The following is a 23,474-nucleotide window of genomic DNA, read 5'->3' on the forward strand; positions in this document are numbered from 1 at the left end:
AAGCCCTACGGACACGGTCTCTCCGCGGAGAGTCCGTGCCGGACCATGAACGCGTGTCAAGACTCTGGGGCCGTCGAGCCCCGTCGTTGAGGGGGTCGAGCCATGGGGCGCGGCCGGGCCAAGGCCAAGCAGACGAAGGTCGCCCGCCAGCTGAAGTACAACAGCGGTGGGACTGACCTCTCACGCCTGGCCGAGGAGCTGGGTGCATCGCCTTCGAATCCGCAGCCGCCTAACGGCGAGCCGGTGGTTGAAGACGATGATCAGGATGAGGACCTGTACGCACGGTACGCCGACCTCTATGAGGACGACGACGAGGACGAGGACGACCAGTCCTCGCAACACCGTCGCGGCGCTTGACCCTGCACTGAGCACTCACCCGGTCGGTGACTCCGGTCACCGACCGGGTTCTGTGCTGCCCGCAGGGTTACCACCCCCGGTGCCTCAGTTCGCGTAGTCACCGATCAGGGCGGCGCCGGTGGTGTGCTCGCCCCGGTCCGTGATCTCGCCTGCCACCCAGGCGTCCACACCGCGGTCGGCCAGGGTCGCCAGGGCCACGTCCGTGGACTCCTGCGGCACGATCGCGATCATGCCCACGCCCATGTTCAGGGTCTTCTCCAGCTCCAGGCGCTCGACCTGACCCGTCCGGCCGACGAGGTCGAAGATCGGGGCCGGGGTCCAGGTGGAGCGGTCGACGATCGCGTGCAGGCCGTCCGGGATCACCCGGGCGAGGTTCGCCGCGAGTCCGCCGCCGGTGATGTGGCTGAAGGCGTGCACCTCGGTGGTGCGCATCAGGGCCAGACAGTCCAGCGAGTAGATCTTCGTCGGCTCCAGCAGCTCCTCGCCGAGGGTGCGGCCGAGCTCGTCGATGTGGGTGTCCAGCGCGAGACCGGCCTGGTTCAGCAGGACGTGGCGGACGAGGGAGTACCCGTTCGAGTGAAGACCGGAGGCCGCCATGGCGATCACCGCGTCACCCGTACGGATACGATCCGCGCCCAGCAGCCGGTCGGCCTCCACGACACCCGTACCGGCGCCGGCGACGTCGAAGTCGTCCTCGCCGAGCAGGCCCGGGTGCTCGGCGGTCTCGCCGCCGACCAGGGCGCAGCCGGCCAGCACACAGCCTTCGGCGATGCCCTTGACGATGGCGGCGACGCGCTCGGGGTGGACCTTGCCGACGCAGATGTAGTCGGTCATGAACAGCGGCTCGGCGCCGCAGACCACGATGTCGTCCATGACCATGGCGACCAGGTCGTGGCCGATCGTGTCGTAGATCCCGAGCTGGCGGGCGATGTCGACCTTGGTGCCGACGCCGTCCGTGGCGGAGGCGAGCAGGGGACGCTCGTAGTTCTTCAGAGCGGAGGCGTCGAAGAGGCCGGCGAAGCCGCCGAGGCCGCCGAGGACCTCGGGGCGCTGGGCCTTCTTCACCCACTCCTTCATGAGTTCTACGGCGCGGTCGCCGGCTTCGATGTCGACGCCCGCGGCTGCGTAGCTGGCGCCGCCCTCGGCACTGTGGGTCTCAGACATGGCTGTGAGAGCTTTCCTGTCGTACGGCAGGTGATACGGGCTGACTACGGGCGGCGGATCGCGTCGGCGGCGGCCGTGGCGGCCGGGCCGGCGGCCAGCTCGGTCTCCAGGAGCTGCTTGCCGAGGAGCTCGGGGTCCGGCAGCTCCATCGGGTACTCACCGTCGAAGCAGGCGCGGCAGAGGTTCGGCTTGGCGATGGTGGTCGCCTCGATCATGCCGTCGATGGAGATGTACGCCAGGGAGTCGGCGCCCATCGAGGTGCCGATCTCGTCCACGGTCATGCCGTTGGCGATGAGCTCGGCGCGGGTGGCGAAGTCGATGCCGAAGAAGCAGGGCCACTTCACGGGGGGCGAGGAGATCCGGATGTGGACCTCGGCGGCGCCGGCCTCGCGGAGCATGCGGACCAGGGCCCGCTGTGTGTTGCCGCGCACGATCGAGTCGTCGACGACGACCAGGCGCTTGCCCTTGATGACTTCCTTCAGCGGGTTCAGCTTGAGGCGGATACCCAGCTGGCGGATGGTCTGCGAGGGCTGGATGAACGTACGCCCGACGTAGGCGTTCTTCACCAGGCCGGATCCGAAGGGGATGCCGGACGCCTCCGCGTAGCCGATGGCGGCGGGGGTGCCGGATTCCGGGGTCGCTATGACGAGGTCGGCCTCGGCGGGGGCTTCCTTGGCGAGCTTGCGGCCCATCTCCACGCGGGAGAGATAGACGTTCCGGCCGGCGATGTCGGTGTCCGGGCGGGCCAGATACACGTACTCGAAGACACAGCCCTTGGGCTTCGCTTCCGCGAATCGGGAGGTGCGCAGGCCGTTCTCGTCGATGGCGACGAACTCGCCCGGCTCGATCTCGCGGACGAAGCTGGCGCCGCAGATGTCGAGGGCCGCGGACTCGGAGGCCACGACCCAGCCGCGCTCCAGGCGGCCGAGGACCAGCGGGCGGATGCCCTGCGGGTCGCGGGCCGCGTACAGCGTGTGCTCGTCCATGAAGACGAGCGAGAAGGCGCCCTTGACCTGCGGGAGGACGCTGTGGGCGGCCTCCTCGATGGTCAGCGGCTTGCCGTCCTCGTCCGTCTGGGCCGCGAGGAGCGCGGTGAGCAGGTCGGTGTCGTTCGTCGCCGCGACGCGCGGGGTGCGGCCGCCCTCCTGCTTGGGCAGGTCGGCGACCATCTCGGCGAGCTGGGCGGTGTTGACCAGGTTGCCGTTGTGGCCGAGCGCGATGGAGCCGTGCCCGGTGGCACGGAACGTCGGCTGGGCGTTCTCCCACACGGAGGCACCGGTGGTCGAGTAGCGGGCGTGTCCGACCGCGATGTGTCCCTGGAGCGAGCCGAGGGAGGTTTCGTCGAAGACCTGGGAGACCAGGCCCATGTCCTTGAAGACAAGGATCTGAGAGCCGTTGCTGACCGCGATTCCCGCGGATTCCTGGCCTCGATGCTGGAGGGCGTAGAGCCCGAAGTACGTGAGCTTGGCGACCTCTTCGCCCGGAGCCCAGACACCGAAGACGCCACAAGCGTCCTGGGGGCCCTTCTCACCGGGGAGCAGGTCGTGGTTGAGTCGTCCGTCACCACGTGGCACGTCATCGAGTGTAGGCGAGGTCGACCACTGGTCCGAATTGGGGATAACGGACTTATTGGTGGATCACTGCTCGGCGACGGCTCGCACGCTCGTTCCGTTTTCGCTGGTCAGCGTCAGAGTTCGATGATCGACTCCGTACTTCAGCTTCCCGTCGAAAAGACGCAGCAGGGTCTTCTCGCCGGCCATGAGTGAGTCTTCGCACATCATGCGGGTCGTGGCCGGAGGGCCCAGGGTGATGCTGCCGTCGCGCACGGTGGCCTTGGCGTTGACCTTGTTGCAGCCGAGGCTTCCGGAGACGGTGCCCTTCTTCTCGTCGAAGGTGAGGTGGGCGCGGCCGTCGGCCTTCGGGGTCGTGACGGTCCACTTGGTGCCGCTGAGCTCGGCGTCCTTGGCCTTGGTGAGTCGGACGGTGTCGCCCTTGCCGGTGGTGAGGGTGAGGCGGTCGCCGTCCACCTTCGCCTTGAACTCCTGGTCGGAGAGCGTGCGCGCGAGGGTCTCCTCGAAGTCCATGGGCTTGTTCTCGCAGGCCATCTCCGTGGCCATGGTCTTGCTGAGCCGGATGCGGTCGCCGTCGACGGTGGCGTCGGCGCCGAAGTTGTTGCAGCCGAAGCTGCCCTCGGCCCGGCCCTTGTCGATGGTCACGTGGGCGCCGGTGGGTGCCTTCTGGGTCTTGCCGTCCGCGGTGACGCTGTCCACGCTCCATCGCATGCCGGTCACCGCCGGCTTGTCGGCACCGACCGAACCGCTGCCGCTGTCCGCCTTCTCACTGCCGCAGGCCGCCATGAGCGGGACGAGCATGGCGGCGGCCGTCAGGGTCATGCGCTGCTTCTGCCTGTCCATGCCACTTCGACGGGGGACCCGGGGGGATCGGTTCCCCTTATGTCATCAGTGGCAGGTGGGGGGACAGGTCCGCGCGCTCGCCGCTGGCGCTGAGCCGCGCGTCCTCGAGTGCCTGTTTCCAGGCCAGCCGCCCGGTCGCCAGCCGGATCCAGGTGAGCGGGTCCGTCTCGACGACGTTGGGCGGGGTGCCCCGGGTGTGCCTCGGACCTTCCACGCACTGCACGACCGCGTACGGCGGCACCCGCACCTCCGTCGAGCCGCCGGGCGCCTTCGCCGCGAGCGCGTCGGCGAGCAGCCGGGTGCAGGCGGCGAGGGCCTGACGGTCGTAGGGGATGTCCAGGCCCGGGACGGCGGCATTGAGATCGTCGGTGTGGACGACGAGTTCGACGGTGCGCGTGACGACGTAGTCGGCCAGGGGCAGGGCGCCCGCGCTGGTGGGGAGCAGCCGGCCGGCGGGGTGGGCGTCGAGGTTCGCGGTGAAGCGGTGCCCGGCGCCGGCGAGGTGGGCGTCGAGGTCCGGGTGCTCCTCGGCCAGGCGGCGGGCGGTGCCGGCGATGGCGGGGGCGTCGTCGGCGATGGCGAAGGGCCAGTCGAGCAACCGGCCGTCCTGCCGCGCGGGCTCGGGTTCGCCGAGCAGCCGGTCCACGGCGTCCAGGGCCATGGCGCAGTGGGCGGCCAGTTCGCGCACGGTCCAGTCGCCGAGGCGCGTGGGCAGGGCCAGCCGGTCGGGGCCGAGGGTGGCCACGGCCCGGCGTATGTTCCCGAACTGGGCGAGCACGGCGGCTCGGGTCTTGGCGGGGTCGTAGGCGCGGGGGCGCTTCTTGGCCGGGGGCATGAGGGGCAGCCTAGGCGCGGGCTGTGACAGTGGGCGTCTCGAAGGTCTCGCCGTTGCGGGGCAGGCCGATGCCGCTCCAGGTGAAGGGGAGCCCGCGGGCCGCGTCCGGGTCCGGGGCGTCCATCAGCTGGAAGTGGAGGTGCGGCTCGGAGGAGTTGCCGGAGTTGCCGCAGCGGGCGAGCGGTTGTCCGGCCCGGACGCGGTCGCCCTCGCGGACGGTGAGGGAGCCGCGTCGCAGGTGGGCGTAGGCGGCGTAGGTGCCGTTGCCGAGGTCCAGGACGATGTGGTTGCCGAGGATGCGGCGGACGCCGGCCATCTCTCGTACCGAGCCTTCGACGAGCATCAGGTACAGCAGCCCGGGCAGTGAGTTGCGGCTGAGGTGGTCGCGCTGCCCGTCCGCGGCCCGTACGACCGTGGCGTCGGCGACCGCGAGGATCTCGGCGCCGAAGGCCGGGAAGTCCTGAGGCCGGCGGGCGAGCGGCCACAGCCACCGGAAGGCGGGGCGGGAGCCCGGCTCGGGCTCGGCGAGGATGTCGATGGCGTACGTCTGCCCGTGGACATGGACCCCGTGGCTCGGGGTGCGGTCGGCCGGGCTGTTCAGCGCGGACCAGCGGCCGGTCACGGGCGGGGCGACTTCGAGGGGTTCCCGGGCCCGGCGCGAGCTGTCCGGGGCGCCGCCCCACCGGTTGGCGACGGTGACGACGGCGTACGCGAGGAGCAGCAGCAGGCAGTTCCACAGGATGGGGTAGCCCCAGCCGAGGCAGATGTGGGCGATCACCAGGCCGATGAAGGCCAGTTGCAGGCCCTGGAGGGCCACCGTGCCGAGTTTGTGTGCGGACATCCCGTCCCCCGTTTCCTCTTCCTCGCCGCTACGGCCTGGCCGTCGCCACCGCCACCAGCAGCGGTACGACGCGCTGGGCCGGCACCTCGTAGCGGCCCCGGCCGGTGGTGTGCAGCCAGCCGGTGCCGGTGAGCTGGCGCAGGTGGTGGTAGATCTGGCCGGTCGTGCCGACCTCGTCCAGCTCGGCGAGTTCGGCCGCGGTGCGCCGGCCGCCGAGGATCTCGCGGAGCAGCCGGAGCCGGACCGGGTGGCCGAGCGCCGCGAACGACTCGGCGGCCGCCGTCCAGTCCTCCTCCAGCAGCCCCTCCGTCAGAGCTCCCATCTGCCACGCGTACGGCTCGCCCGTCGGCAGGCGCACGGAGCCGGTGTAGAGGACGCCCCCGTCGGTGGCCCCCAGCTCGGCCAGCTGCTCCCGCAGCCCGTTCAGGGCCCAGAAGTCGCCCCCTTCGATGCGGGGGCCGGTGCTGCGGGTGCCTTCCAGGGCTGCCAGCCGACGTTCGAGGTCTGCGACACGTTCTTCCAGTTCCACTCCGCAGATATTACGGAACTACGTAATTACGTGCAAGAGGCAGGAGTGCGGAGGTGGTCTCCTGAACACGGCGAAGCCCCCGCCCGGCGGACCGGACGGGGGCTTCTTGACGCAGGGCGGCTTAGGCCAGCAACGCCGGGATGGTGCCCTCGTGCGTCTCACGCAGCTCGGACAGGGAGAGCGCGAATTCGCCCTGGACGTCCACGGAGTCACCGTCGACGACACCGATGCGGGTGGCCGGGAGGCCCCGCGCGCCGCACATGTCGTTGAAGCGGAGCTCCTCGGAGCGCGGCACGGCCACGACCGCGCGGCCCGCCGACTCGGAGAAGAGGAAGGTGAAGGCGTCCAGACCGTCCGGGACGATCAGACGGGCGCCCTTGCCGCCCAGCAGCGCCGACTCGACGACCGCCTGGATCAGACCGCCGTCGGACAGGTCGTGCGCGGAGTCGATCATGCCGTCGCGGGAGGCGGCGATCAGGATCTCGGCGAGCAACCGCTCGCGCTCCAGGTCGACCTGGGGCGGCAGACCGCCGAGGTGGTCGTGCACGACCTGGGACCAGGCCGAGCCGCCGAACTCCTCACGCGTGTCGCCGAGGAGGTAGAGCAGCTGGCCCTCCTCCTGGAAGGCGACCGGCGTGCGACGGGCCACGTCGTCGATGACGCCGAGGACCGCGACCACCGGGGTCGGGTGGATGGCGGCCTCGCCGGTCTGGTTGTAGAGGGAGACGTTGCCGCCGGTCACCGGGGTGCCCAGCTGCTGGCAGGCGTCCGCCAGACCGCGCACGGCCTCCGCGAACTGCCACATCACCGCCGGGTCCTCGGGCGAACCGAAGTTCAGGCAGTCGGAGACGGCGAGCGGCTTGGCACCGGTGGTGGCGACGTTGCGGTACGCCTCCGCCAGGGCCAGCTGGGCGCCGTGGTACGGGTCGAGCTTGGCGTACCGGCCGTTGCCGTCCGTGGCGATGGCCACGCCGAGGCCGGTCTCCTCGTCGATCCGGATCATGCCGGAGTCCTCGGGCTGGGCGAGGACGGTGTTGCCCTGCACGAAGTGGTCGTACTGCGAGGTGATCCAGGACTTGGAGGCCTGGTTCGGGGAGCCGACCAGCTTCAGGACCTGGTCCTTCAGCTCGGCGGCGGAGGACGGCCGGGGCAGCTTGTTCGCGTCGTCCGCCTGGAGCGTGTCCTGCCAGGACGGGCGGGCGTACGGGCGCTCGTAGACCGGGCCCTCGTGAGCGACCGTGCGCGGGTCGACGTCGACGATCTTGCCGCCGTGCCAGTAGATCTCCAGGCGGTCGCCGTCGGTCACCTCACCGATGACGGTGGCGATGACGTCCCACTTCTCGCAGATCTCCAGGAAGCGGTCGACCTTCTCCGGCTCGACGACCGCGCACATGCGCTCCTGCGACTCGCTCATGAGGATTTCCTCGGGCGAGAGCGTCGAGTCGCGCAGGGGGACGTCGTCCAGGGTGACGCGCATGCCGCCGGAGCCGTTCGAGGCGAGCTCGGACGTGGCGCAGGACAGGCCGGCCGCGCCGAGGTCTTGGATGCCGACGACCAGCTTCTCGGCGAAGGCCTCCAGGGTGCACTCGATGAGGAGCTTCTCCTGGAAGGGGTCGCCGACCTGGACGGCCGGGCGCTTCGACGGCTTGGCGTCGTCGAAGGTCTCGGAGGCCAGGATCGACGCGCCGCCGATGCCGTCACCGCCGGTCCGGGCCCCGTACAGGATGACCTTGTTGCCCGCGCCGGACGCCTTCGCGAGGTGGATGTCCTCGTGCCGCATCACACCGATGGCACCGGCGTTGACCAGCGGGTTGCCCTGGTAGCAGGCGTCGAAGACGACCTCGCCGCCGATGTTGGGCAGACCCAGGCAGTTGCCGTAGCCGCCGATGCCGGCGACGACACCCGGCAGCACACGCTTGGTGTCCGGGTGGTCGGCCGCGCCGAAGCGCAGCGGATCGACGACGGCGACCGGCCGCGCACCCATGGCGATGATGTCGCGGACGATGCCGCCGACACCCGTGGCCGCGCCCTGGTAGGGCTCCACGTACGACGGGTGGTTGTGCGACTCGACCTTGAAGGTGACCGCGTAGCCCTGGCCGACGTCGACGACACCGGCGTTCTCACCGATGCCGACGAGCATCGCGTCGGACTGGGGGGCCTTCTCGCCGAACTGGCGCAGGTGGACCTTGCTGCTCTTGTACGAGCAGTGCTCCGACCACATCACCGAGTACATGGCGAGCTCGGCCCCGGTGGGCCGGCGGCCGAGGATCTCCACGACCCGCTCGTACTCGTCCTTCTTCAGGCCGAGTTCGGCCCAGGGCAGCTCGACGTCGGGGGTCTCGGCCGCGTGCTCGACCGTGTCCAGAGGCGTCCGGCTCATGCGTTGACCAGCTTCTTGAGGATCGAGGTGAAGAACGGGAGGCCGTCGGTACGGCCCGTACCGATCAGCGGCTCGACGGCGTGCTCGGGGTGCGGCATGAGACCGACCACGTTCCCGGCCTCGTTGGTGACGCCGGCGATGTCCCGCTGGGAGCCGTTGGGGTTGAAGTCGAGGTAGCGGAACGCCACGCGGCCCTCGGCCTCCAGCTGGTCGAGCGTGTAGGCGTCGGCGACGTACTGCCCGTCGTTGTTCTTCAGCGGGATGTGGATCTCCTGGCCGGCCGAGTAGTCGGTGGTCCAGGAGGTCTCGGCGTTCTCCACGCGCAGCTTCTGATCACGGCAGATGAAGTGCAGGTGGTCGTTGCGCAGCATCGTGCCCGGCAGCAGATGGGCCTCGGTGAGGATCTGGAAGCCGTTGCAGATGCCGAGCACCGGCAGACCGGCCTTCGCCTGCTCGAGCAGGGGCTCCATCACCGGCGAGAAACGGGCGATGGCCCCGGCGCGCAGATAGTCGCCATAGGAGAAACCACCGCACAACACCACGGCGTCGACCTGCTTGAGGTCCTTGTCCTTGTGCCAGAGGGCTACCGGCTCGGCGCCCGCGACCCGGATCGCGCGCTGCGTGTCCCGGTCGTCCAGACTGCCGGGAAAAGTGACGACGCCAATACGAGCGGTCACTTCACGGCCTCCGCGACTTCCTCGACCCGGACGGTGAAGTCCTCGATCACGGTGTTCGCGAGGAAGGACTCCGCAAGATCGTGAATGCGGGCGAGGGCGGCCTCGTCGACCGGCCCGTCAACTTCCAGTTCGAAACGCTTTCCCTGGCGGACGTCCGAGATCCCCTCGAAACCCAGCCGCGGCAGTGCGCGCTGCACCGCCTGGCCCTGGGGGTCGAGGATCTCCGGCTTGAGCATGACGTCGACTACGACGCGTGCCACTGGCACTCCCGGTGTGTGGTGCTGAGCAGGTCCCTTCAGACTACCCGCACAAAATTTCTACGCGCGTCGACTTGTAGGAAACTACGTGACGGTCATCACGATCCAGCATCGACGGGTCCACACACGAAAATTTCCGGGAAAGATTCCGGGTCGTCACCCGAAACCTATTGCGTTCGGACACGCGGAAGGATTTAGTCGGTCTTCACAATGCATTGCACGGCACTGTACAAATGAATTGGCAAGTGCCGCAGGAAGGGACCGATATTCGTGGCGCAGAAGGTCGTGGTCACTCTCTTTGACGACATCGACGGCTCGGAAGCGGCGGAAACGATCGCTTTCGGACTGGACGGCAAGTCGTACGAGATCGACCTGAACGAAGGCAATGCCGACGAACTGCGGAAGGCGCTCGCGCCTTACGTGGAGGCCGGCCGCAAGCGGTCCCGCTCGGGCAAGGCGTACCGGCAGACGGAGGTCGCCCCCGACCCCTCGGCCGTACGGGCCTGGGCCCAGGCCAACAAGATGGAGGTCCCCGCGCGCGGGCGCATCCCCAAGAAGGTCTACGAGGCGTTCACGGCCGCGCAGTGACGGCGCCGTGAGCCCCGCCCGACGGCCGGCCATCCACCCCTCGCGGCAACCGACTTGCGCAGCACCCGGGCTGATCAGTTAGAGTCTGGAGCACGCCGAGGGGCGAGGCCGAAAGGCCCAGCTCACGGAAACATGCGGGTGTAGTTCAGTAGTAGAACATCCCCCTTCCAGGGGGAAGGCGCAGTGTGCGATTCCTGTCACCCGCTCTGCATCACCGTACCGACCACTCCTGTGGATCAGGTAGGCTGGTGCCCGCACCGATCGGTGACCGTGCTTGTTCAGGCGGGCAATCGGGGGCAAATGCGGACGTAGCTCAGCTGGTAGAGCGCAACCTTGCCAAGGTTGAGGTCGCGAGTTCGAACCTCGTCGTCCGCTCGGGAATGAGACCCCGGTCCTGATGGACCGGGGTCTTTTCGTGTTCATCGCGGGTTCGTCTGACATTTGTCATGCCGGGTGATGACAGCGCGCACTGCCGAGGAGCCCGCCGGGGCGGAACGCTGAAGGCATGGAAAACAACGGACGCGAACACGTGATTGAGGTCACTGACCTGCGGCGTGTGTACGGGGGCGGGTTCGAGGCGGTGAGCGGAATCAGCTTTTCCGTACGCCGCGGGGAGATCTTCGCGCTGCTGGGCACCAACGGGGCGGGCAAGACGTCGACCGTCGAACTGCTGGAGGGACTCGCGGCGCCGGCGGGCGGCCGGGTGCGGGTCCTCGGGCACGATCCGTACACCGAGCGGGCGCTCGTCCGGCCCCGCACCGGCGTCATGCTCCAGGAAGGCGGCTTCCCGTCCGAGCTGACCGTCGCGGAGACCACGCGGATGTGGGCGGGATGCGTGAGCGGAGCCCGGCCGCCGGCGGAGGTCCTCGCGCTGGTCGGACTGGAGTCGAAGGCCGACGTCCGGGTCAAGCAGTTGTCCGGCGGGCAGCGGCGCCGCCTGGATCTGGCGCTCGCCCTGCTCGGCCACCCCGAGGTGCTCTTCCTGGACGAGCCGACCACCGGACTGGACGTCGAAGGCCGCCGGGAAACGTGGGAGTTGGTGAGCGCGCTGCGCGACGGCGGCACGACGGTGCTGCTGACCACGCACTACCTGGAGGAGGCCGAGAATCTCGCCGACCGGCTGGCGATCATGCACGAGGGCGGCATCGCCACCACCGGGACCCCGGCCGAGGTGACCGCCGCCGAGCCGTCGCGGATCTCCTTCGAACTGCCCGACGGCTACTTCGTGGGCGATCTGCCGCCGCTCGGGGAACTGGGCGTGACCGGGCACGAGACCGACGGCCGGATCGTCCGGCTCCGCACCCATGAACTGCAACGCGCGGCCACCGGTCTGCTGCTGTGGGCCGAGCGGGCCCGGGTGGAACTGCGCCGCCTGGACGTGCGGTCGGCCTCCCTGGAGGAGGCGTTCCTCGGGATCGCCAAGGAGGCATCGGCGGGGCGGGCCCCGGCAAGGACGACGAAGGAGTACGCGGCATGAGTGCCACCCGTACGACGCCCCGCCCGGCGACCGGCACGAGCGCCGCCGGCACCACGCCGATGAGCCGCATGACGGCACTCGCCCGCGCCGAGCTGACCCTGCTCGGGCGGAGCAGGGGCGCGCTCGTCGCCGCCCTGTTCGTGCCGCTGGTGATGCCGGTCAGCGTACGGTCGGTGGCCCAGGAGATGGACCTCGCGGAGGCGGGGCTGAACGCCGGCACCCTGGTGCTGCCCGCCGCGGTCGGCTTCTCCCTGCTGTTCGCCGTCTACTCGGTGCTCGTCGGCGTCTTCGTCGTCCGGCGTGAGGAACTCGTCCTCAAGCGGCTGCGCACCGGTGAGCTGCGGGACGCCGAGATCCTGGCCGGCTCCGCCACACCCGCCGCCGTCACCGGGCTCGTGCAGTGCCTGCTGCTCGCGGCGGGCTGCACCGTGCTGCTGGACATGTCCGCGCCGTCCGCGCCCCATCTGGCCGTCGTGGGCCTGCTGTTGGGGCTCATACTGTGCGCCGCCCTCGCCGCGGTCACCGCCAGTTTTACCCGGACCGGCGAGAGTGCCCAGGTCACACCCATGCCGCTGCTGGTCGTCTCGATGATGGGCTCCGGCATGTTCGTGCCGCTGGAGCTGCTGCCGGACCGGCTGGCCTCTCTGTGCGAACTGCTGCCGCTGACGCCCGTCGTCACCCTGGTGCGCGGCGGCTGGACCGGCGATCTGCCGGCGTACGAGGCGCTGGGCGCCGTCGCGACGGCGGTGGCCTGGATCGTCATCGCGGTGTTTGCTGTACGGCGGTGGTTCCGCTGGGAACCGCGGCGCTGACCGGAGGGGGAGGGACGGGCTGATGCGCGGGCCGGGCGGGTGGTGGCGGCGGCAGACCACGCCGGAGAAGGTCGAGACGTACACGCGGTGGTCCTTCCAGTCCTTCGCGGTGACCGAGTTCGTCATGGTCGGGCTCTTGGCGGTGGTCCCGCTCGGGGAGTGGCTCGGGGCCGGGCTGCTGCTCATGTCGGCTCTGCACGCCGCGGTCTGCATGGTCACCGTGTCGCGGTCGCTGGACTGGACGCGCGGCAGGCGGCAGCAGCCCGTCCGGCTGCTGTGGACGCTGGCCGCAGTGACCGCCGTGTTCGGCGCCGTCGGGATCGGCATCGCCGACCACGGGCCGGGCGGCGAGAGCGTGGACAACGCCGCGAACGGGGCCGTCGGGGTCATCGGCATCATCGGGATCGGCACCATCGCCCTCGGTGTCCGTGAGCGGCGGCATGTGTTCGCCATCGTCGTCGGCTTCGCGTCGGTCTCCTGGCTCGTGGCGCTCACCAGGGGCGCCTCGCTGGGCGAATCGCTCTTCACGGCGCTGATGGCGCTGCTCGCCGGCGGAATACTCGCCTTCACGGCCGTCGTCTCCGTGTGGCTGCTCGACATCGTCTACGAACTCGACGAGGCACGCGAGACCCGGACACGGCTCGCCGTCGCCGAGGAGCGGCTCCGGTTCGGGCGTGATCTGCACGACGTCATGGGGCGGAACCTCGCCGTGATCGCGCTCAAGAGCGAACTGGCCGTGCAGCTGGCCCAGCGGGGACGGCCGGAGGCCGTGGCGCAGATGGTCGAGGTGCAGCGGCTCGCGCACGAGTCACAGCGCGAGGTGCGGGAGGTCGTCCGCGGTTACCGCGAGGCCGACCTCGGGGCGGAACTCGCCGGGGCGCAAGGGGTGCTGGCCGCGGCCGGCATCGACTGCACGGTGAGCGGGGCGACGGCGGCCGGGCTGCCGGTCGCGGTGCAGTCCGCCCTGGGGTGGGTGGTGCGGGAGGCCGCGACGAACGTCCTGCGGCACGGGGACGCGCGGCGGTGTGCGGTGCGGTTGCGGATGGTGGAGGGGAGCGTGGTGCTGTCGGTGGAGAACGACGGGGTGGAGAGCGCTGGGAAGGAGGGCGAGGGGGTGGCCACAGGGGCCGGGGGGATCGGCTCGTCCGGCTCGGGGATCGCCGGGTTGCGGGAGCGGCTGGCGGAGATCGGCGGGACGTTGGAGGCCGGGCCCGCGGGGCGGGGGCTGTTCCGGCTGACGGCGGAGATTCCGCTGCCGTCGGCAGCCGGCCCCGCTGACCCCGCTGCCCCTGCCGCCCTCTCCGGCCCGGCGTCCGTCGCCACCGCAGGTCCTGTGGGTGAGGTCATACCGTGACCGCGGTAGAGCCCGTGCGGCTGCTGCTCGCCGACGACGAGCACCTCATCCGTGGGGCGCTCGCCGCGCTGCTGTCGCTGGAGGACGACCTCATGGTCGTCGCCGAGGCGGCCACCGGGCCGGAGGCGATGGCGATGGCCCGGGCGCACGAGCCCGACGTCGCCGTACTGGATCTTCAGATGCCCGGCGCCGACGGTGTGAAGGTCGCCACATCCCTGCGCTCCGAACTGCCCGGCTGCAAGGTGCTCATCGTCACCAGCCACGGGCGGCCCGGGCATCTGAAGCGGGCGCTGGAGGCCGGGGTGCGGGGCTTCGTGCCGAAGACCGTGAGCGCGCAGCGGCTCGCGGAGCTCATTCGCACCGTGCACGCCGGCAACCGTTACGTCGACCCGGAGTTGGCCGCCGACGCGATCGCCGCCGGGGACTCGCCGCTGACCGCGCGGGAAGCCGAGGTGCTGGAACTCGCCGCCGACGGAGCGCCCGTGGCGGAGATCGCCGAGCGGGCCGCGCTGTCGCAGGGGACCGTACGGAACTATCTGTCGTCGGCGGTGTCGAAGCTCGGGGCGGAGAACCGGCATGCGGCGGTGCGGCTCGCACGGGAGCGAGGTTGGGTATAGTGGTTCTCGCGCCACGGCGCATGCGAACGTAGCTCAGTTGGTAGAGCGCAACCTTGCCAAGGTTGAGGTCGCGAGTTCGAACCTCGTCGTTCGCTCCAGATGAAGAAGCCCCCGGCTCCGGCCGGGGGCTTCTTCATGTCCTGGGTCGGATCATGTCCTGGGTCGGGCAGAGCCTAGGCCCAGGTCAAGCCCGTGAGGCGCTCGTACGCTTCCACGTACTTGGCGCGGGTGGCGTCCACGACCTGCTGCGGCAGCGCCGGCGGGGCCTGCTCGCTCTTGCGGTCCCAGCCGGACTCCGCCGAGGTCAGCCAGTCGCGGACGAACTGCTTGTCGTACGACGGCTGCGCGCGGCCCGGCTGCCACTGGTCGGCCGGCCAGAAGCGGGAGGAGTCCGCGGTGAGGACCTCGTCCGCGAGGACCAGGTCGTCGCCGTCGAAGCCGAACTCGAACTTCGTGTCCGCCAGGATGATGCCCCGCTCACGGGCGATGTCCCGGCCCCGGGCGTAGACGGCGAGGGTCGCCTGGCGCAGTCGGGCCGCGGTGTCCGCGCCGACCTGGCGGGCGACCTCCTCGTAGGAGACGTTCTCGTCGTGCTCGCCGACGGCGGCCTTGGTGGCCGGGGTGAAGATCGGCGCGGGCAGTTCGCTGCCGTCGACCAGGCCCTCGGGGAGGGCGAGGCCGCAGACCGTGCGGGTCTCGTTGTACTCGACCAGGCCCGAGCCTGTGAGGTACCCGCGGGCCACGCACTCCACGGGGACCATCCGCAGGGACTTGCAGACCAGCGTGCGGCCCGCCCAGTCGGCGGGGGCGCCGGCGGGCAGTTCGGTGCTCAGGACGTGGTTCGGGACCAGGTCGGCGAGCTGGTCGAACCACCACAGGGAGAGCTGCGTGAGGACCCGGCCCTTGTCCGGGATCTCGGTCGGCAGCACCCAGTCGTACGCGGAGATGCGGTCGCTGGCGACCATGACGAGGTCGCCCGCCTCGTTCTGGTACAGCTCGCGCACCTTGCCGGTGTGCAGGTGCACCAGGCCCGGAACCTGGATCGGCTCGGGCTTTTCTACGAATCCGGACACGGTTCCTCCCCGTGGTTCTGTCCAATGTGTCGATTCTCCCGTATGCGGGAGGTGATCACGGACAGCGGGTCAGTCGCGTTTGCAGATGCGGTCCAGGAGGTTTGCGGTGGCGCGCTGGACGCGGGGGTCGACGTGGCCCGGGCGGTCCAGGGCCGGGGTCCAGGCGAACGTTCCGGATGCGAAGACCCAGGCGCCGGACGGGGCGCGGTACAGGGACGTCTCCTGGTGGCGCTGGGCGCCTTCCTTGTCGGTGTACGGGGAGTGCGCGAGCAGCATGCGCTCCTCGTGCTCGGGCAGCGGGGTGCGCGGGAAGTAGCGGTCGGCCTCGCCCGCCACCAGGTCGGCTATCTCGTCGCCCTCGTGCGCGCCGGACGCCTCCCACAGCCAGTGCCCGGCATTGCGCACGATCAGGGGCTGCGGCTCGGGCACGTGCCCCGCGTACTGGATGCCGATGAGCTGCTGTTCCGCCCGGTCGATCTCCCGCCACAGCACCGGCTTTCCCGGGCCCCTGCGTTTGCGGCAGGTCAGCAGGCGGTCGGGGACGCCGGACGGGGAGGGGCCCAGTTCCACCTGCCAGTACATGGAGTTGGCGGAGAGGAAGACGAGCGAGGTGCCGGCGTCGCGGGCGAGCTCCACACTGCGGCGCATGGCGGCCGACCAGTACTCGTCGTGGCCCGGGAAGACCAGGCCGCGGTAGTGGGTGGGGTCGACGCGGCCCGCGTGCAGGTCGCTCGCCGTCGCGTAGGCGATGTCGTAGCCGTAGCGCTCGGCCCAGCGGATGAAGTCGTAGGCGTGGCCGACGTGGAGGGGGAGGCCCGCTCCCGCGTAGGGGCGGTCGAAGGAGACCGTGGTCGCGGCCTCCGACTCGCCGAGCAGCCGGCCCTTCTCGTCCCAGGCGTGGTAGAGGCTGGCGCCGGTGCGGCCGTCCTCCGGGTAGAGGTTGTACGCCTGCCAGGTGATGTCGGGCAGGACGAGGAGCAGGTCGGCGGGCTGGTCGTGGCGGACCGTGAACGGGACGTGGGAGCGGTAGCCGCCGGCGGTGGTGAGGACGGCGACATACGCGCCGATGTTCCAGTACGACGGGACCTGGAGCCGCCAGGAGAGCCACCAGTGGTGGCAGGAGACCGTACGGTCCGCGGTGAGCGGCGCGGGCTGGACGATGCCGGACAGCCGCGGGCTCGTCGTGATCTTGGCGGCGCCGTCACCGCCGTAGTGGCCGATGCGGTAGATGTCGACGCCGAACTCCTGGGGCGGGTCGACGGTGATGTGGAAGTCCATGGCCTCGCCGGGCGCGACCGCGCCGGTGGAGGTGAAGCCCTTGATCTGGCGGTTGACGTCGTCGGCCGCACGGGGGCCGTTGGAGCGGGTGGCCTTGCTCGGGGCGTGGGGCGCGTCCTGGTCCACGTACCAGGGGACGACCTGGCCGGTGTCGTCGAAGTACGTCACCGTGCCGCGCAGCCACGGAACGGGGCCCTGTCCGAAGGGATCCGTCACGGCGTGCGCCAGCGCTCCCGACTCCCAGCGGCGGATCTGCTCCGAAGCCATGGCTGCTTCCCCTCCCCTTCGCCCCCGTGGTGGTGCCTGCTGGTGTGATGCGTGCGGTCTGCGTGATGCGTGCGGTCTGTGCGGTGAGTGCGTGCTGAGTGCGCCTCTGTGATGCCGTCGCGCTTATGTGCTTGTCGTATGTCGTCAGCCCATGCCATGCGCTCGAACGGTCCAAGCACATCACATAACGCGCGCACTTCGTCACTGTTCGTTTCGAATTGGCCAGAAGTGGAAGCAGGTGCTCCGGCGGTCAGACGAGCCGGACCGGCTTCTCCGGGCGTATCCCCAGCTCGGCCAGCCAGGCGCGCAAGGGCGTGGGGTCGCCCTCCTCGATCAGGGTGAGGATTTTGGGCGCGAGATCGGCGGTGCGCTCGCCGTTGTGGAGGAGCGTGGGGCCGTCCAGCCAGTCCAGGCCGGGCGTCGCTCCGGCGGTGTCCATCGCGGCACAGCAGATCATCGCCGTGAGGTGGTCGGCGAGCAGTTCACGGGCCGTGCGCGGGGGCTGGAGGGGGAAGAGGGGGAGGGCTCGGTCGTCCCAGAGGGCGAGGGGGTCCGGGGTGGCCGGGATGGCTGGGGAGCCGGCGGCTGGTGAGGCCGTGGTCGAGGAGGTGGCGCTCGCGGCGGCGGTCGACTGGCGGGGCGTGGCGGCGGCCTCTTCACGGGCCAGTTCGGCGCTGAGGCGGGCGGCCAGGTTCGCGCTGCGGGGGGTGGTTCCGGAGAGGTCTTCTTCGTCTTCGTCGTCGGGGTGAGGGGATGGACCCGGGGGTCTGGTGGGGAAGGGTGCTTCACCGGCCGGGTCCGGGCCTCTGTGGGTGAGGGAGGCTTCACCGGACGGGTCGGTGCCTCCATGGGCCCGGGGGGACGCTTCACCGGACGGGCCGGTGCCTCCCTGGGCCAGGGACGCTTCGCCGGTCGAGGCCGTCAGGTGGTCCAGGACACGGGCCAGGGTCGGACTGCTGGTGGCGGGGGCGGCGGGGCCGGTGGCGGGGCGGACGCCCATCGCGTCCAGGACGCGGTGGAGCCGGGCCGCGTCGATGCGCCATCTGCGGTCCACGACCTCCTCCGGATACTCGCTCCAGTCCACCGGCGACCAGTCGGGCCCGGGGCCGGCCGGGCCGCCGTGGAAGAGGCGGGCGGCGAGGAGGGAGGCGGACTCGTCGACCGCGCCCGGCTCCTCGAGCAGATCGCAGGCGGGCCGCTCCCCGAGTCGGGAGGCAAAGCCCTCGGCCAGGCGGTCGCGCCGGGACAGCTCCGTGAGCGCCGCCACCACGCCGGCGTCCAGCCGGGACGGCCAGCGGCCCATCCGCCAGGCGGGCAGCGCGACCCGGGTCAGCAGCCGGTCCCAGCCCGCGTACGCCAGGCCCACCTGCTCCTGGGCGACGATCCGCAGCCCGTAATCCACAGCCTGTGCACGCTCCGCGGCCGCGGCCGCCACGCCCCGCTCCAGCTCGGCGGCGTGAAGACGGCAACCGCGCAGCAGCAGCCGGGCCACCCAGCCGACGCCGGCCAGCACGGCCCGCGAGATCGGGTCGCGGCGGGGCGCCGAGGTCACGGCCACCGCGGCGTCGAGGCCCCGGACGAAGCGCCGGGCCGCGGCTATGTCCGGGTGGGCGGAGGGGCCCGTACCGGCGACGACGGGGGCGAGGACCGCGCGCAGCTCGCCGACCCGCATCCACCACAGGAAGGGGGAGCCGATGACGAGGACCGGCGCGACCGGGTGCCGGCGGTGCACGTGCTTCCCCGCGCCCGCTATGTCGTCGTGCTCCTCGGCCGGAGGCGGTCCGTGGGCCGGGTGGGTGCGGTCCTCCAGCCAGCTGTCGCAGTCCGGCGTGAGCGCTATCGCGGAGGGGGCGGGGACCTCGAGGCGGTCGGCCAGGTCGCGCACCATCCGGTACAGGTCGGGAGCCGCTTCCTCGGCGATCGGGACGGTCGGGCTCATGGCCGGACGGGCCCGGGCGACGACCAGGGCGATCCCGGCGGCGGCGAGCAGCACGAGGACGGCGACCGGTGTCAGGACCCAGCGGGCGGCGTCCCAGCCGGGCCCGGCGAGACGGCCGGAGAACGCCCCCGCGAGCAGGATCACGGCGACGGCCGCGGGCAGCAGGGCGACGGCCAGCGCGCGGCTGCGGATGCGCAGCACGATCAGTGCCCGTGCCCGCGCGACCTGCGCGCCTGCCTCCACACCCATTCCGGTCACGACCGACCTCACCCCCTCCCCGTTGACCTGACGCTTTCCTTGCTCACTCCCCCACTGTGGCACCCGCCACTGACATCGCAATGCCGGTGGGCCAAGTGCCGGAACGCTTGCGCCGCACCATAGTTGGGGCTCAGCCCCCCGTCAGCCGGATAGGGCATCGGTCACTCGATGGAATGGCTTTGGGGAGAGGTGGATGACGGAAAGCGAGGGTCAGGCCCGCACCTGTCGAAAACTTCAGGCCCCGGATCCTGAGACGGATTCGGGGCCTGTGGGGTTCATCGGCGGCGGGGTGGTTTCCCCCGGCTCTGAGCGGGTCCGGCTACGCGCCTGCCGCCTTCGCGGCGATGTCCGTGCGGTGCTGGGAGCCGTCGAGGCGGATGCGGCCGACGGCCGTGTAGGCGCGGTCGCGGGCCTCGGCGAGGTCCTTGCCGGTGGCCGTGACGGACAGGACGCGGCCGCCCGCGCTGACGATGGCGTCCCCGTCGGTCCTGGTGCCGGCGTGCAGGACGTACGCGTGCGGGGCGTCCTGGGCGGCGACCTCGTCGAGGCCGGTGATCGGGTCGCCGGTGCGCGGGGTGCCGGGGTAGTTGTGCGAGGCGACGACCACGGTCACGGCCGCCTCGTCGCTCCAGCGCAGCGGCTCCAGGTGGGCGAGGTTGCCGGTGGCGGCGGCCATCAGGAGGCCGGCCAGCGGCGTCTTCAGACGGGCCAGGACGACCTGGGTCTCCGGGTCGCCGAAGCGGGCGTTGAACTCGATCACGCGGACACCGCGGGAGGTGATCGCGAGACCGGCGTAGAGCAGGCCGGAGAACGGCGTGCCGCGGCGCTGCATCTCGTCCACGGTCGGCTGCAGGACCGTCTGCAGCACCTCGTCGACCAGCTTCGGGTCGGCCCACGGCAGCGGGGAGTACGCCCCCATGCCGCCCGTGTTCGGCCCCTCGTCGCCGTCCAGGGCGCGCTTGAAGTCCTGGGCGGGCTGGAGCGGCACGACCGTCTCGCCGTCGGTGACGGCGAACAGGGAGACCTCGGGGCCGTCGAGGTACTCCTCGATGACCACGCGCTCGCAGGCGGCGGCGTGGGCCCGGGCCGCTTCCAGGTCGTCGGTGACGACGACGCCCTTGCCGGCGGCGAGGCCGTCGTCCTTGACGACGTACGGAGCGCCGAAGGCGTCGAGGGCGGTGTCGACCTCGTCCGCCGTGGTGCAGACGTATGAGCGCGCCGTGGGCACCTCGGCCGCCGCCATGACGTCCTTCGCGAAGGCCTTGGAGCCCTCGAGCTGCGCGGCCGGGCCGGACGGGCCGAAGACCGGGATGCCCGCCTCGCGCACGGCGTCGGCGACACCGGCGACCAGCGGCGCCTCCGGTCCGACGACCACGAGCTCCGCGCCGAGCCGGGTGGCCAGCGCGGTGACGGCGGCGCCGTCCAGGGCGTCGACCGGGTGCAGCTCGGCGACCTCGGCGATGCCGGCGTTGCCGGGGGCGCAATGCAGCGCGGTGACGTCGGGGTCGAGGGACAGCGAGTGACACAGGGCGTGTTCGCGGGCGCCGGTGCCGATGACGAGGACCTTCACGGGGGTCAGCCTAACGGGAAGTGCCGGGTTTTCTTTGTGCGGGCTTCCGAAGGGGGGGTGTGGGCTTGGAGGTTTCTCCGAAGCGGGGGTGTCACTGACCGGTTGCCGAGGGCTCAGCCGGGCGGCTGGGGCTTGTTCGGTCGGGCCAGGACTCGTCCGGGTGGCTGGGGCTTGTTCGGACGGCCAAGGACTCGTCCGGGTGGCTAGGGCTCGTCCGGACGGCCAGGACTCGTCCGTGCGGCTGAGGCTCGTCCCGGTGATTACGGCTCGTTCGTGAACTCGTCCACCACCGTTGCCCCCAGCTCCCGGACGATCAGGTCCTGCCCGGAGAGGGCCGACTCGTCGAGGTCGGGGTCGTCGTCCTCGGGGATGTCGTCCTCGACGGACACCGACCGCGGCCTCGGGGCGGAGGGCTGGGGAGCGGGGGCGGACGCTGCGGGGGCAGAGCTGGGTGCGGGTGTGCTCGACTGCTGGGCGGGGGTGGACGGGGCGGTCGACTGGGCCGGGGCGGGGCGCTGAGCGGTCGCCGTACCGCCGCTGCCGCCGCTGCCGCCTCCGGCGTTGTAGCCGCCACCACCGGAGCTGTGGCTGCCGCCGCCGTAGCCACTGGCGCTGCCGCCGGTACCGCCGCCGTGGCCGCCGTTGCCTCCTCCGAAGCCGGAGGGGCCGCCGCCCGGAGCGGGGGGCGCGGAGCCGCCTGAGGGGTCGACGATCGCCTCGATCTTCCACTGGACGTTGAACTGCTCGCCCAGCGCCTGCCGCAGCACGTCCTCGCTGCCGCTGCTCAGGAAGTTGTCCCGCGCACCCGCGTTGACGAAGCCGAGCTGGAGGGTCGTGCCGTCGAAGCCGGTCACCTGGGCGTTCTGGCTGAGCAGGATCCAGGTGAAGCGCCGGCGGTTCTTGACGGCCTCCAGGATGTTCGGCCAGAGCATGCGGGGGTCGAGACCACCCTGGGGGGCGGCGGCGGAGGCGGGAGCGGCAGGAGCCGGGGCCGAGGGGGCCGGTGAAGGTGCCGGTGGGGTGCTGGCGGTGGGGGTGCCCGGGGCGGGTGGGTTCGCCGCCGGGGCATTACCTGCCGCGGTGCCGGAGGCGCCCGGTGCGGCCGTGGGCCAGCCGCCGGGGCGACGGCCGCCGCTGCCGGCGGAGGCGGCGGTGGGCCAGGCGCCGGGGGCCGGGGCCGCCGGGGCAGCGGGGGTGGGTGCGGGCGTCGTGGGCGCTGGGGGTGCCTGGGCCGGCTCGGCAGGCTGGGGCGGTCGGGCGTGCCCGCTGGTGGCGGGGCCGGAGGCGGCCGGGGCCTGTTCGGCGGGGGCACCGGGGGGCCCACCAGGGGACCCCGGGGCACCGGAAGCGTCGGGGACGTGCCCGGCCGCAGCCGAGGTTTCACCACCGCCGCTGCCACTGCCGCTGCCGCCGGTGCCGCCGCTGGTCCCGCTCCCGGGTGCTCCGGAAGCCCGTACGGCCGCGCGGGCCGCGGCCGGGCCGCCACCGGGCGAAACCGGAGCAGCGGCCGCTGCCGCCGCTCCACCATGCCCCTCGGGCCCGGGCACGTAGCCCATGGCGGGCATGCCGGCGGGTGCCGCGGAGAAGTTCACGCCGCGCTCGATACGGTCCAGGCGGGCCATGACGGACCGCTCGTCACCGTAGGCGGCGGGGAGCAGTACGCGGGCGCAGATCAGCTCCAGCTGGAGACGGGGCGAGTTGGCGCCGCGCATCTCGGTCAGTCCCTCGTTGACGAGGTCGGCGGCCCGGCTCAGCTCAGCGGCGCCGAAGGTGCCTGCCTGGGCCTGCATGCGCTCGACGACATCGGCGGGGGCGTCGATGAGCCCCTTCTCCGCCGCGTCCGGAACGGCGGCGAGGATCACCAGGTCACGCAGCCGCTCCAGCAGGTCGGCGACGAAACGACGGGGGTCGTTGCCCCCCTCGATGACGCGGTCGACGACCTCGAAGGCCGCGGCTCCGTCGCCGGTGGCGAAGGACTCGACGACGGAGTCGAGGAGGGAGCCCTCGGTGTACCCGAGCAGGGCGGTGGCCATGGCATACGTCACACCGTCCGCCGCGGCACCAGCGAGCAGCTGGTCCATGACGGACATCGAGTCACGCACGGAACCGGCGCCGGCCCGCACGACGAGCGGGAGCACACCGTCGTCGACCGGGATGGCCTCCTTCTGGCACACCTCGCCGAGGTACTCCCGCAGGGTCCCGGGCGGGACGAGCCGGAAGGGATAGTGATGGGTCCGCGACCGGATCGTCCCGATGACCTTCTCGGGCTCGGTGGTCGCGAAGATGAACTTGAGATGCTCCGGCGGCTCCTCGACGACCTTCAGCAGCGCGTTGAAGCCGGCCGACGTGACCATGTGGGCCTCGTCGATGATGTAGATCTTGTAGCGGCTGCGCGCGGGTCCGAAGAAGGCCTTTTCGCGCAGGTCACGGGCGTCGTCCACGCCACCGTGCGACGCGGCGTCGATCTCGATGACGTCGATGGAACCGGGGCCGTTGCGCGCGAGGTCCTGACAGGACTGGCACTCACCGCACGGGGTGGGCGTCGGCCCCTGCTCGCAGTTCAGACACCGCGCCAGGATCCGCGCACTGGTCGTCTTGCCACAGCCGCGCGGCCCGCTGAACAGGTACGCGTGGTTGACCCGGTTGTTGCGCAGCGCCTGCTGCAACGGGTCGGTGACGTGCTGCTGCCCGATGACCTCGGCGAAGGTCTCCGGGCGATAGCGGCGGTACAGAGCGAGAGACGACACGCATACGAGGTTATAGGCGCCCACTGACAACGAGCCCCGC

Annotated in this window: 20 protein-coding genes and 3 tRNA genes; 9 read left to right on the plus strand and 14 right to left on the minus strand. The window is 71.4% G+C overall.

Features of this window, described 5'->3' with window-relative positions; all coding sequences use genetic code 11:
* Positions 1 to 102 precede the first annotated feature (102 nt).
* Positions 103 to 357: a DUF3073 domain-containing protein gene (locus tag AC07DF_RS11740; protein ID WP_193483495.1), complete on the plus strand. Its 255-nt coding sequence runs from the start codon at positions 103 to 105 to the stop codon at positions 355 to 357.
* Between the two features lie 84 nt (positions 358 to 441).
* Here AC07DF_RS11740 and purM read toward each other — a convergent pair whose 3' ends face one another.
* From purM to purS, 9 genes are all read right to left on the minus strand, one after another.
* A complete protein-coding gene (purM, locus tag AC07DF_RS11745; RefSeq protein WP_478969589.1) occupies positions 442 to 1,521 on the minus strand; it encodes a phosphoribosylformylglycinamidine cyclo-ligase in 1,080 nt (359 codons plus the stop codon).
* Positions 1,522 to 1,565: 44 nt separating this feature from the next.
* Positions 1,566 to 3,095, minus strand: a complete 1,530-nt coding sequence (gene purF / locus AC07DF_RS11750; RefSeq protein WP_478969591.1) for an amidophosphoribosyltransferase — start codon at positions 3,093 to 3,095, stop codon at positions 1,566 to 1,568.
* Between the two features lie 63 nt (positions 3,096 to 3,158).
* Entirely contained in the window at positions 3,159 to 3,935 is a 777-nt protein-coding gene (locus tag AC07DF_RS11755; RefSeq protein ID WP_478969593.1) for an META domain-containing protein, read from the minus strand.
* A gap of 37 nt (positions 3,936 to 3,972) precedes the next feature.
* On the minus strand, positions 3,973 to 4,770 hold the full coding sequence (locus tag AC07DF_RS11760) for a maleylpyruvate isomerase family mycothiol-dependent enzyme (protein WP_478969595.1): 798 nt from the start codon (positions 4,768 to 4,770) through the stop codon (positions 3,973 to 3,975).
* A gap of 10 nt (positions 4,771 to 4,780) precedes the next feature.
* Entirely contained in the window at positions 4,781 to 5,611 is an 831-nt protein-coding gene (locus AC07DF_RS11765) for a M23 family metallopeptidase (RefSeq protein ID WP_478969597.1), read from the minus strand.
* A gap of 28 nt (positions 5,612 to 5,639) precedes the next feature.
* Positions 5,640 to 6,140 carry an ArsR/SmtB family transcription factor gene (locus AC07DF_RS11770; RefSeq protein WP_478969599.1) on the minus strand — a complete coding sequence of 167 codons (501 nt, stop codon included), beginning with the start codon at positions 6,138 to 6,140 and terminating at the stop codon, positions 5,640 to 5,642.
* A gap of 121 nt (positions 6,141 to 6,261) precedes the next feature.
* Positions 6,262 to 8,520, minus strand: coding sequence for a phosphoribosylformylglycinamidine synthase subunit PurL (gene purL / locus AC07DF_RS11775; RefSeq protein ID WP_478969601.1), 2,259 nt, complete (start codon positions 8,518 to 8,520; stop codon positions 6,262 to 6,264).
* Positions 8,517 to 9,197: a phosphoribosylformylglycinamidine synthase subunit PurQ gene (gene purQ, locus AC07DF_RS11780; protein ID WP_107456608.1), complete on the minus strand. Its 681-nt coding sequence runs from the start codon at positions 9,195 to 9,197 to the stop codon at positions 8,517 to 8,519. Before purQ ends, purL begins: the two co-directional genes overlap by 4 nt.
* Positions 9,194 to 9,457: a phosphoribosylformylglycinamidine synthase subunit PurS gene (purS, locus tag AC07DF_RS11785; protein ID WP_010045045.1), complete on the minus strand. Its 264-nt coding sequence runs from the start codon at positions 9,455 to 9,457 to the stop codon at positions 9,194 to 9,196. The genes purQ and purS overlap by 4 nt, the downstream gene beginning before the upstream one ends.
* Positions 9,458 to 9,724: 267 nt before the next feature.
* Between purS and AC07DF_RS11790 the strand changes: the two genes are divergently transcribed.
* The 8 genes from AC07DF_RS11790 to AC07DF_RS11825 all read left to right on the plus strand — a co-directional run bounded on the left by AC07DF_RS11790 (position 9,725) and on the right by AC07DF_RS11825 (position 14,400).
* Complete coding sequence (locus tag AC07DF_RS11790) at positions 9,725 to 10,042, plus strand: histone-like nucleoid-structuring protein Lsr2 (protein ID WP_193483505.1); 318 nt, start codon at positions 9,725 to 9,727, stop codon at positions 10,040 to 10,042.
* Between the two features lie 134 nt (positions 10,043 to 10,176).
* A tRNA-Gly gene (locus AC07DF_RS11795) sits at positions 10,177 to 10,248 on the plus strand.
* Between the two features lie 96 nt (positions 10,249 to 10,344).
* Positions 10,345 to 10,417 (plus strand) — tRNA-Gly (locus AC07DF_RS11800).
* 130 nt (positions 10,418 to 10,547) lie between these two features.
* Positions 10,548 to 11,519: an ABC transporter ATP-binding protein gene (locus tag AC07DF_RS11805; protein WP_478969605.1), complete on the plus strand. Its 972-nt coding sequence runs from the start codon at positions 10,548 to 10,550 to the stop codon at positions 11,517 to 11,519.
* Complete coding sequence (locus AC07DF_RS11810) at positions 11,516 to 12,331, plus strand: ABC transporter permease (protein WP_478969607.1); 816 nt, start codon at positions 11,516 to 11,518, stop codon at positions 12,329 to 12,331. The genes AC07DF_RS11805 and AC07DF_RS11810 overlap by 4 nt, the downstream gene beginning before the upstream one ends.
* Positions 12,332 to 12,353: 22 nt before the next feature.
* Positions 12,354 to 13,685: a sensor histidine kinase gene (locus AC07DF_RS11815; protein ID WP_478969609.1), complete on the plus strand. Its 1,332-nt coding sequence runs from the start codon at positions 12,354 to 12,356 to the stop codon at positions 13,683 to 13,685.
* Positions 13,682 to 14,302, plus strand: coding sequence for a response regulator (locus AC07DF_RS11820; RefSeq protein WP_478969611.1), 621 nt, complete (start codon positions 13,682 to 13,684; stop codon positions 14,300 to 14,302). The genes AC07DF_RS11815 and AC07DF_RS11820 overlap by 4 nt, the downstream gene beginning before the upstream one ends.
* Before the next feature lie 22 nt (positions 14,303 to 14,324).
* Positions 14,325 to 14,400 (plus strand) — tRNA-Gly (locus AC07DF_RS11825).
* 75 nt (positions 14,401 to 14,475) lie between these two features.
* Here the strand turns inward: AC07DF_RS11825 and AC07DF_RS11830 are convergent.
* The 5 genes from AC07DF_RS11830 to AC07DF_RS11850 form a co-directional block, all read right to left on the minus strand.
* Entirely contained in the window at positions 14,476 to 15,375 is a 900-nt protein-coding gene (locus AC07DF_RS11830) for a phosphoribosylaminoimidazolesuccinocarboxamide synthase (RefSeq protein ID WP_478969613.1), read from the minus strand.
* A 69-nt stretch (positions 15,376 to 15,444) separates the two neighbouring features.
* Positions 15,445 to 16,920, minus strand: coding sequence for a N,N-dimethylformamidase beta subunit family domain-containing protein (locus AC07DF_RS11835; protein WP_478969615.1), 1,476 nt, complete (start codon positions 16,918 to 16,920; stop codon positions 15,445 to 15,447).
* A gap of 250 nt (positions 16,921 to 17,170) precedes the next feature.
* Positions 17,171 to 19,108, minus strand: a complete 1,938-nt coding sequence (locus AC07DF_RS11840) for a hypothetical protein (RefSeq protein ID WP_478970940.1) — start codon at positions 19,106 to 19,108, stop codon at positions 17,171 to 17,173.
* Between the two features lie 328 nt (positions 19,109 to 19,436).
* Positions 19,437 to 20,687, minus strand: coding sequence for a phosphoribosylamine--glycine ligase (gene purD / locus AC07DF_RS11845; RefSeq protein ID WP_478969617.1), 1,251 nt, complete (start codon positions 20,685 to 20,687; stop codon positions 19,437 to 19,439).
* 260 nt (positions 20,688 to 20,947) lie between these two features.
* On the minus strand, positions 20,948 to 23,434 hold the full coding sequence (locus tag AC07DF_RS11850; protein ID WP_478969619.1) for a DNA polymerase III subunit gamma and tau: 2,487 nt from the start codon (positions 23,432 to 23,434) through the stop codon (positions 20,948 to 20,950).
* Positions 23,435 to 23,474: the final 40 nt, after the last annotated feature.

The sequence above is a fragment of the Streptomyces sp. NPDC044719 genome, assembly GCF_056433405.1.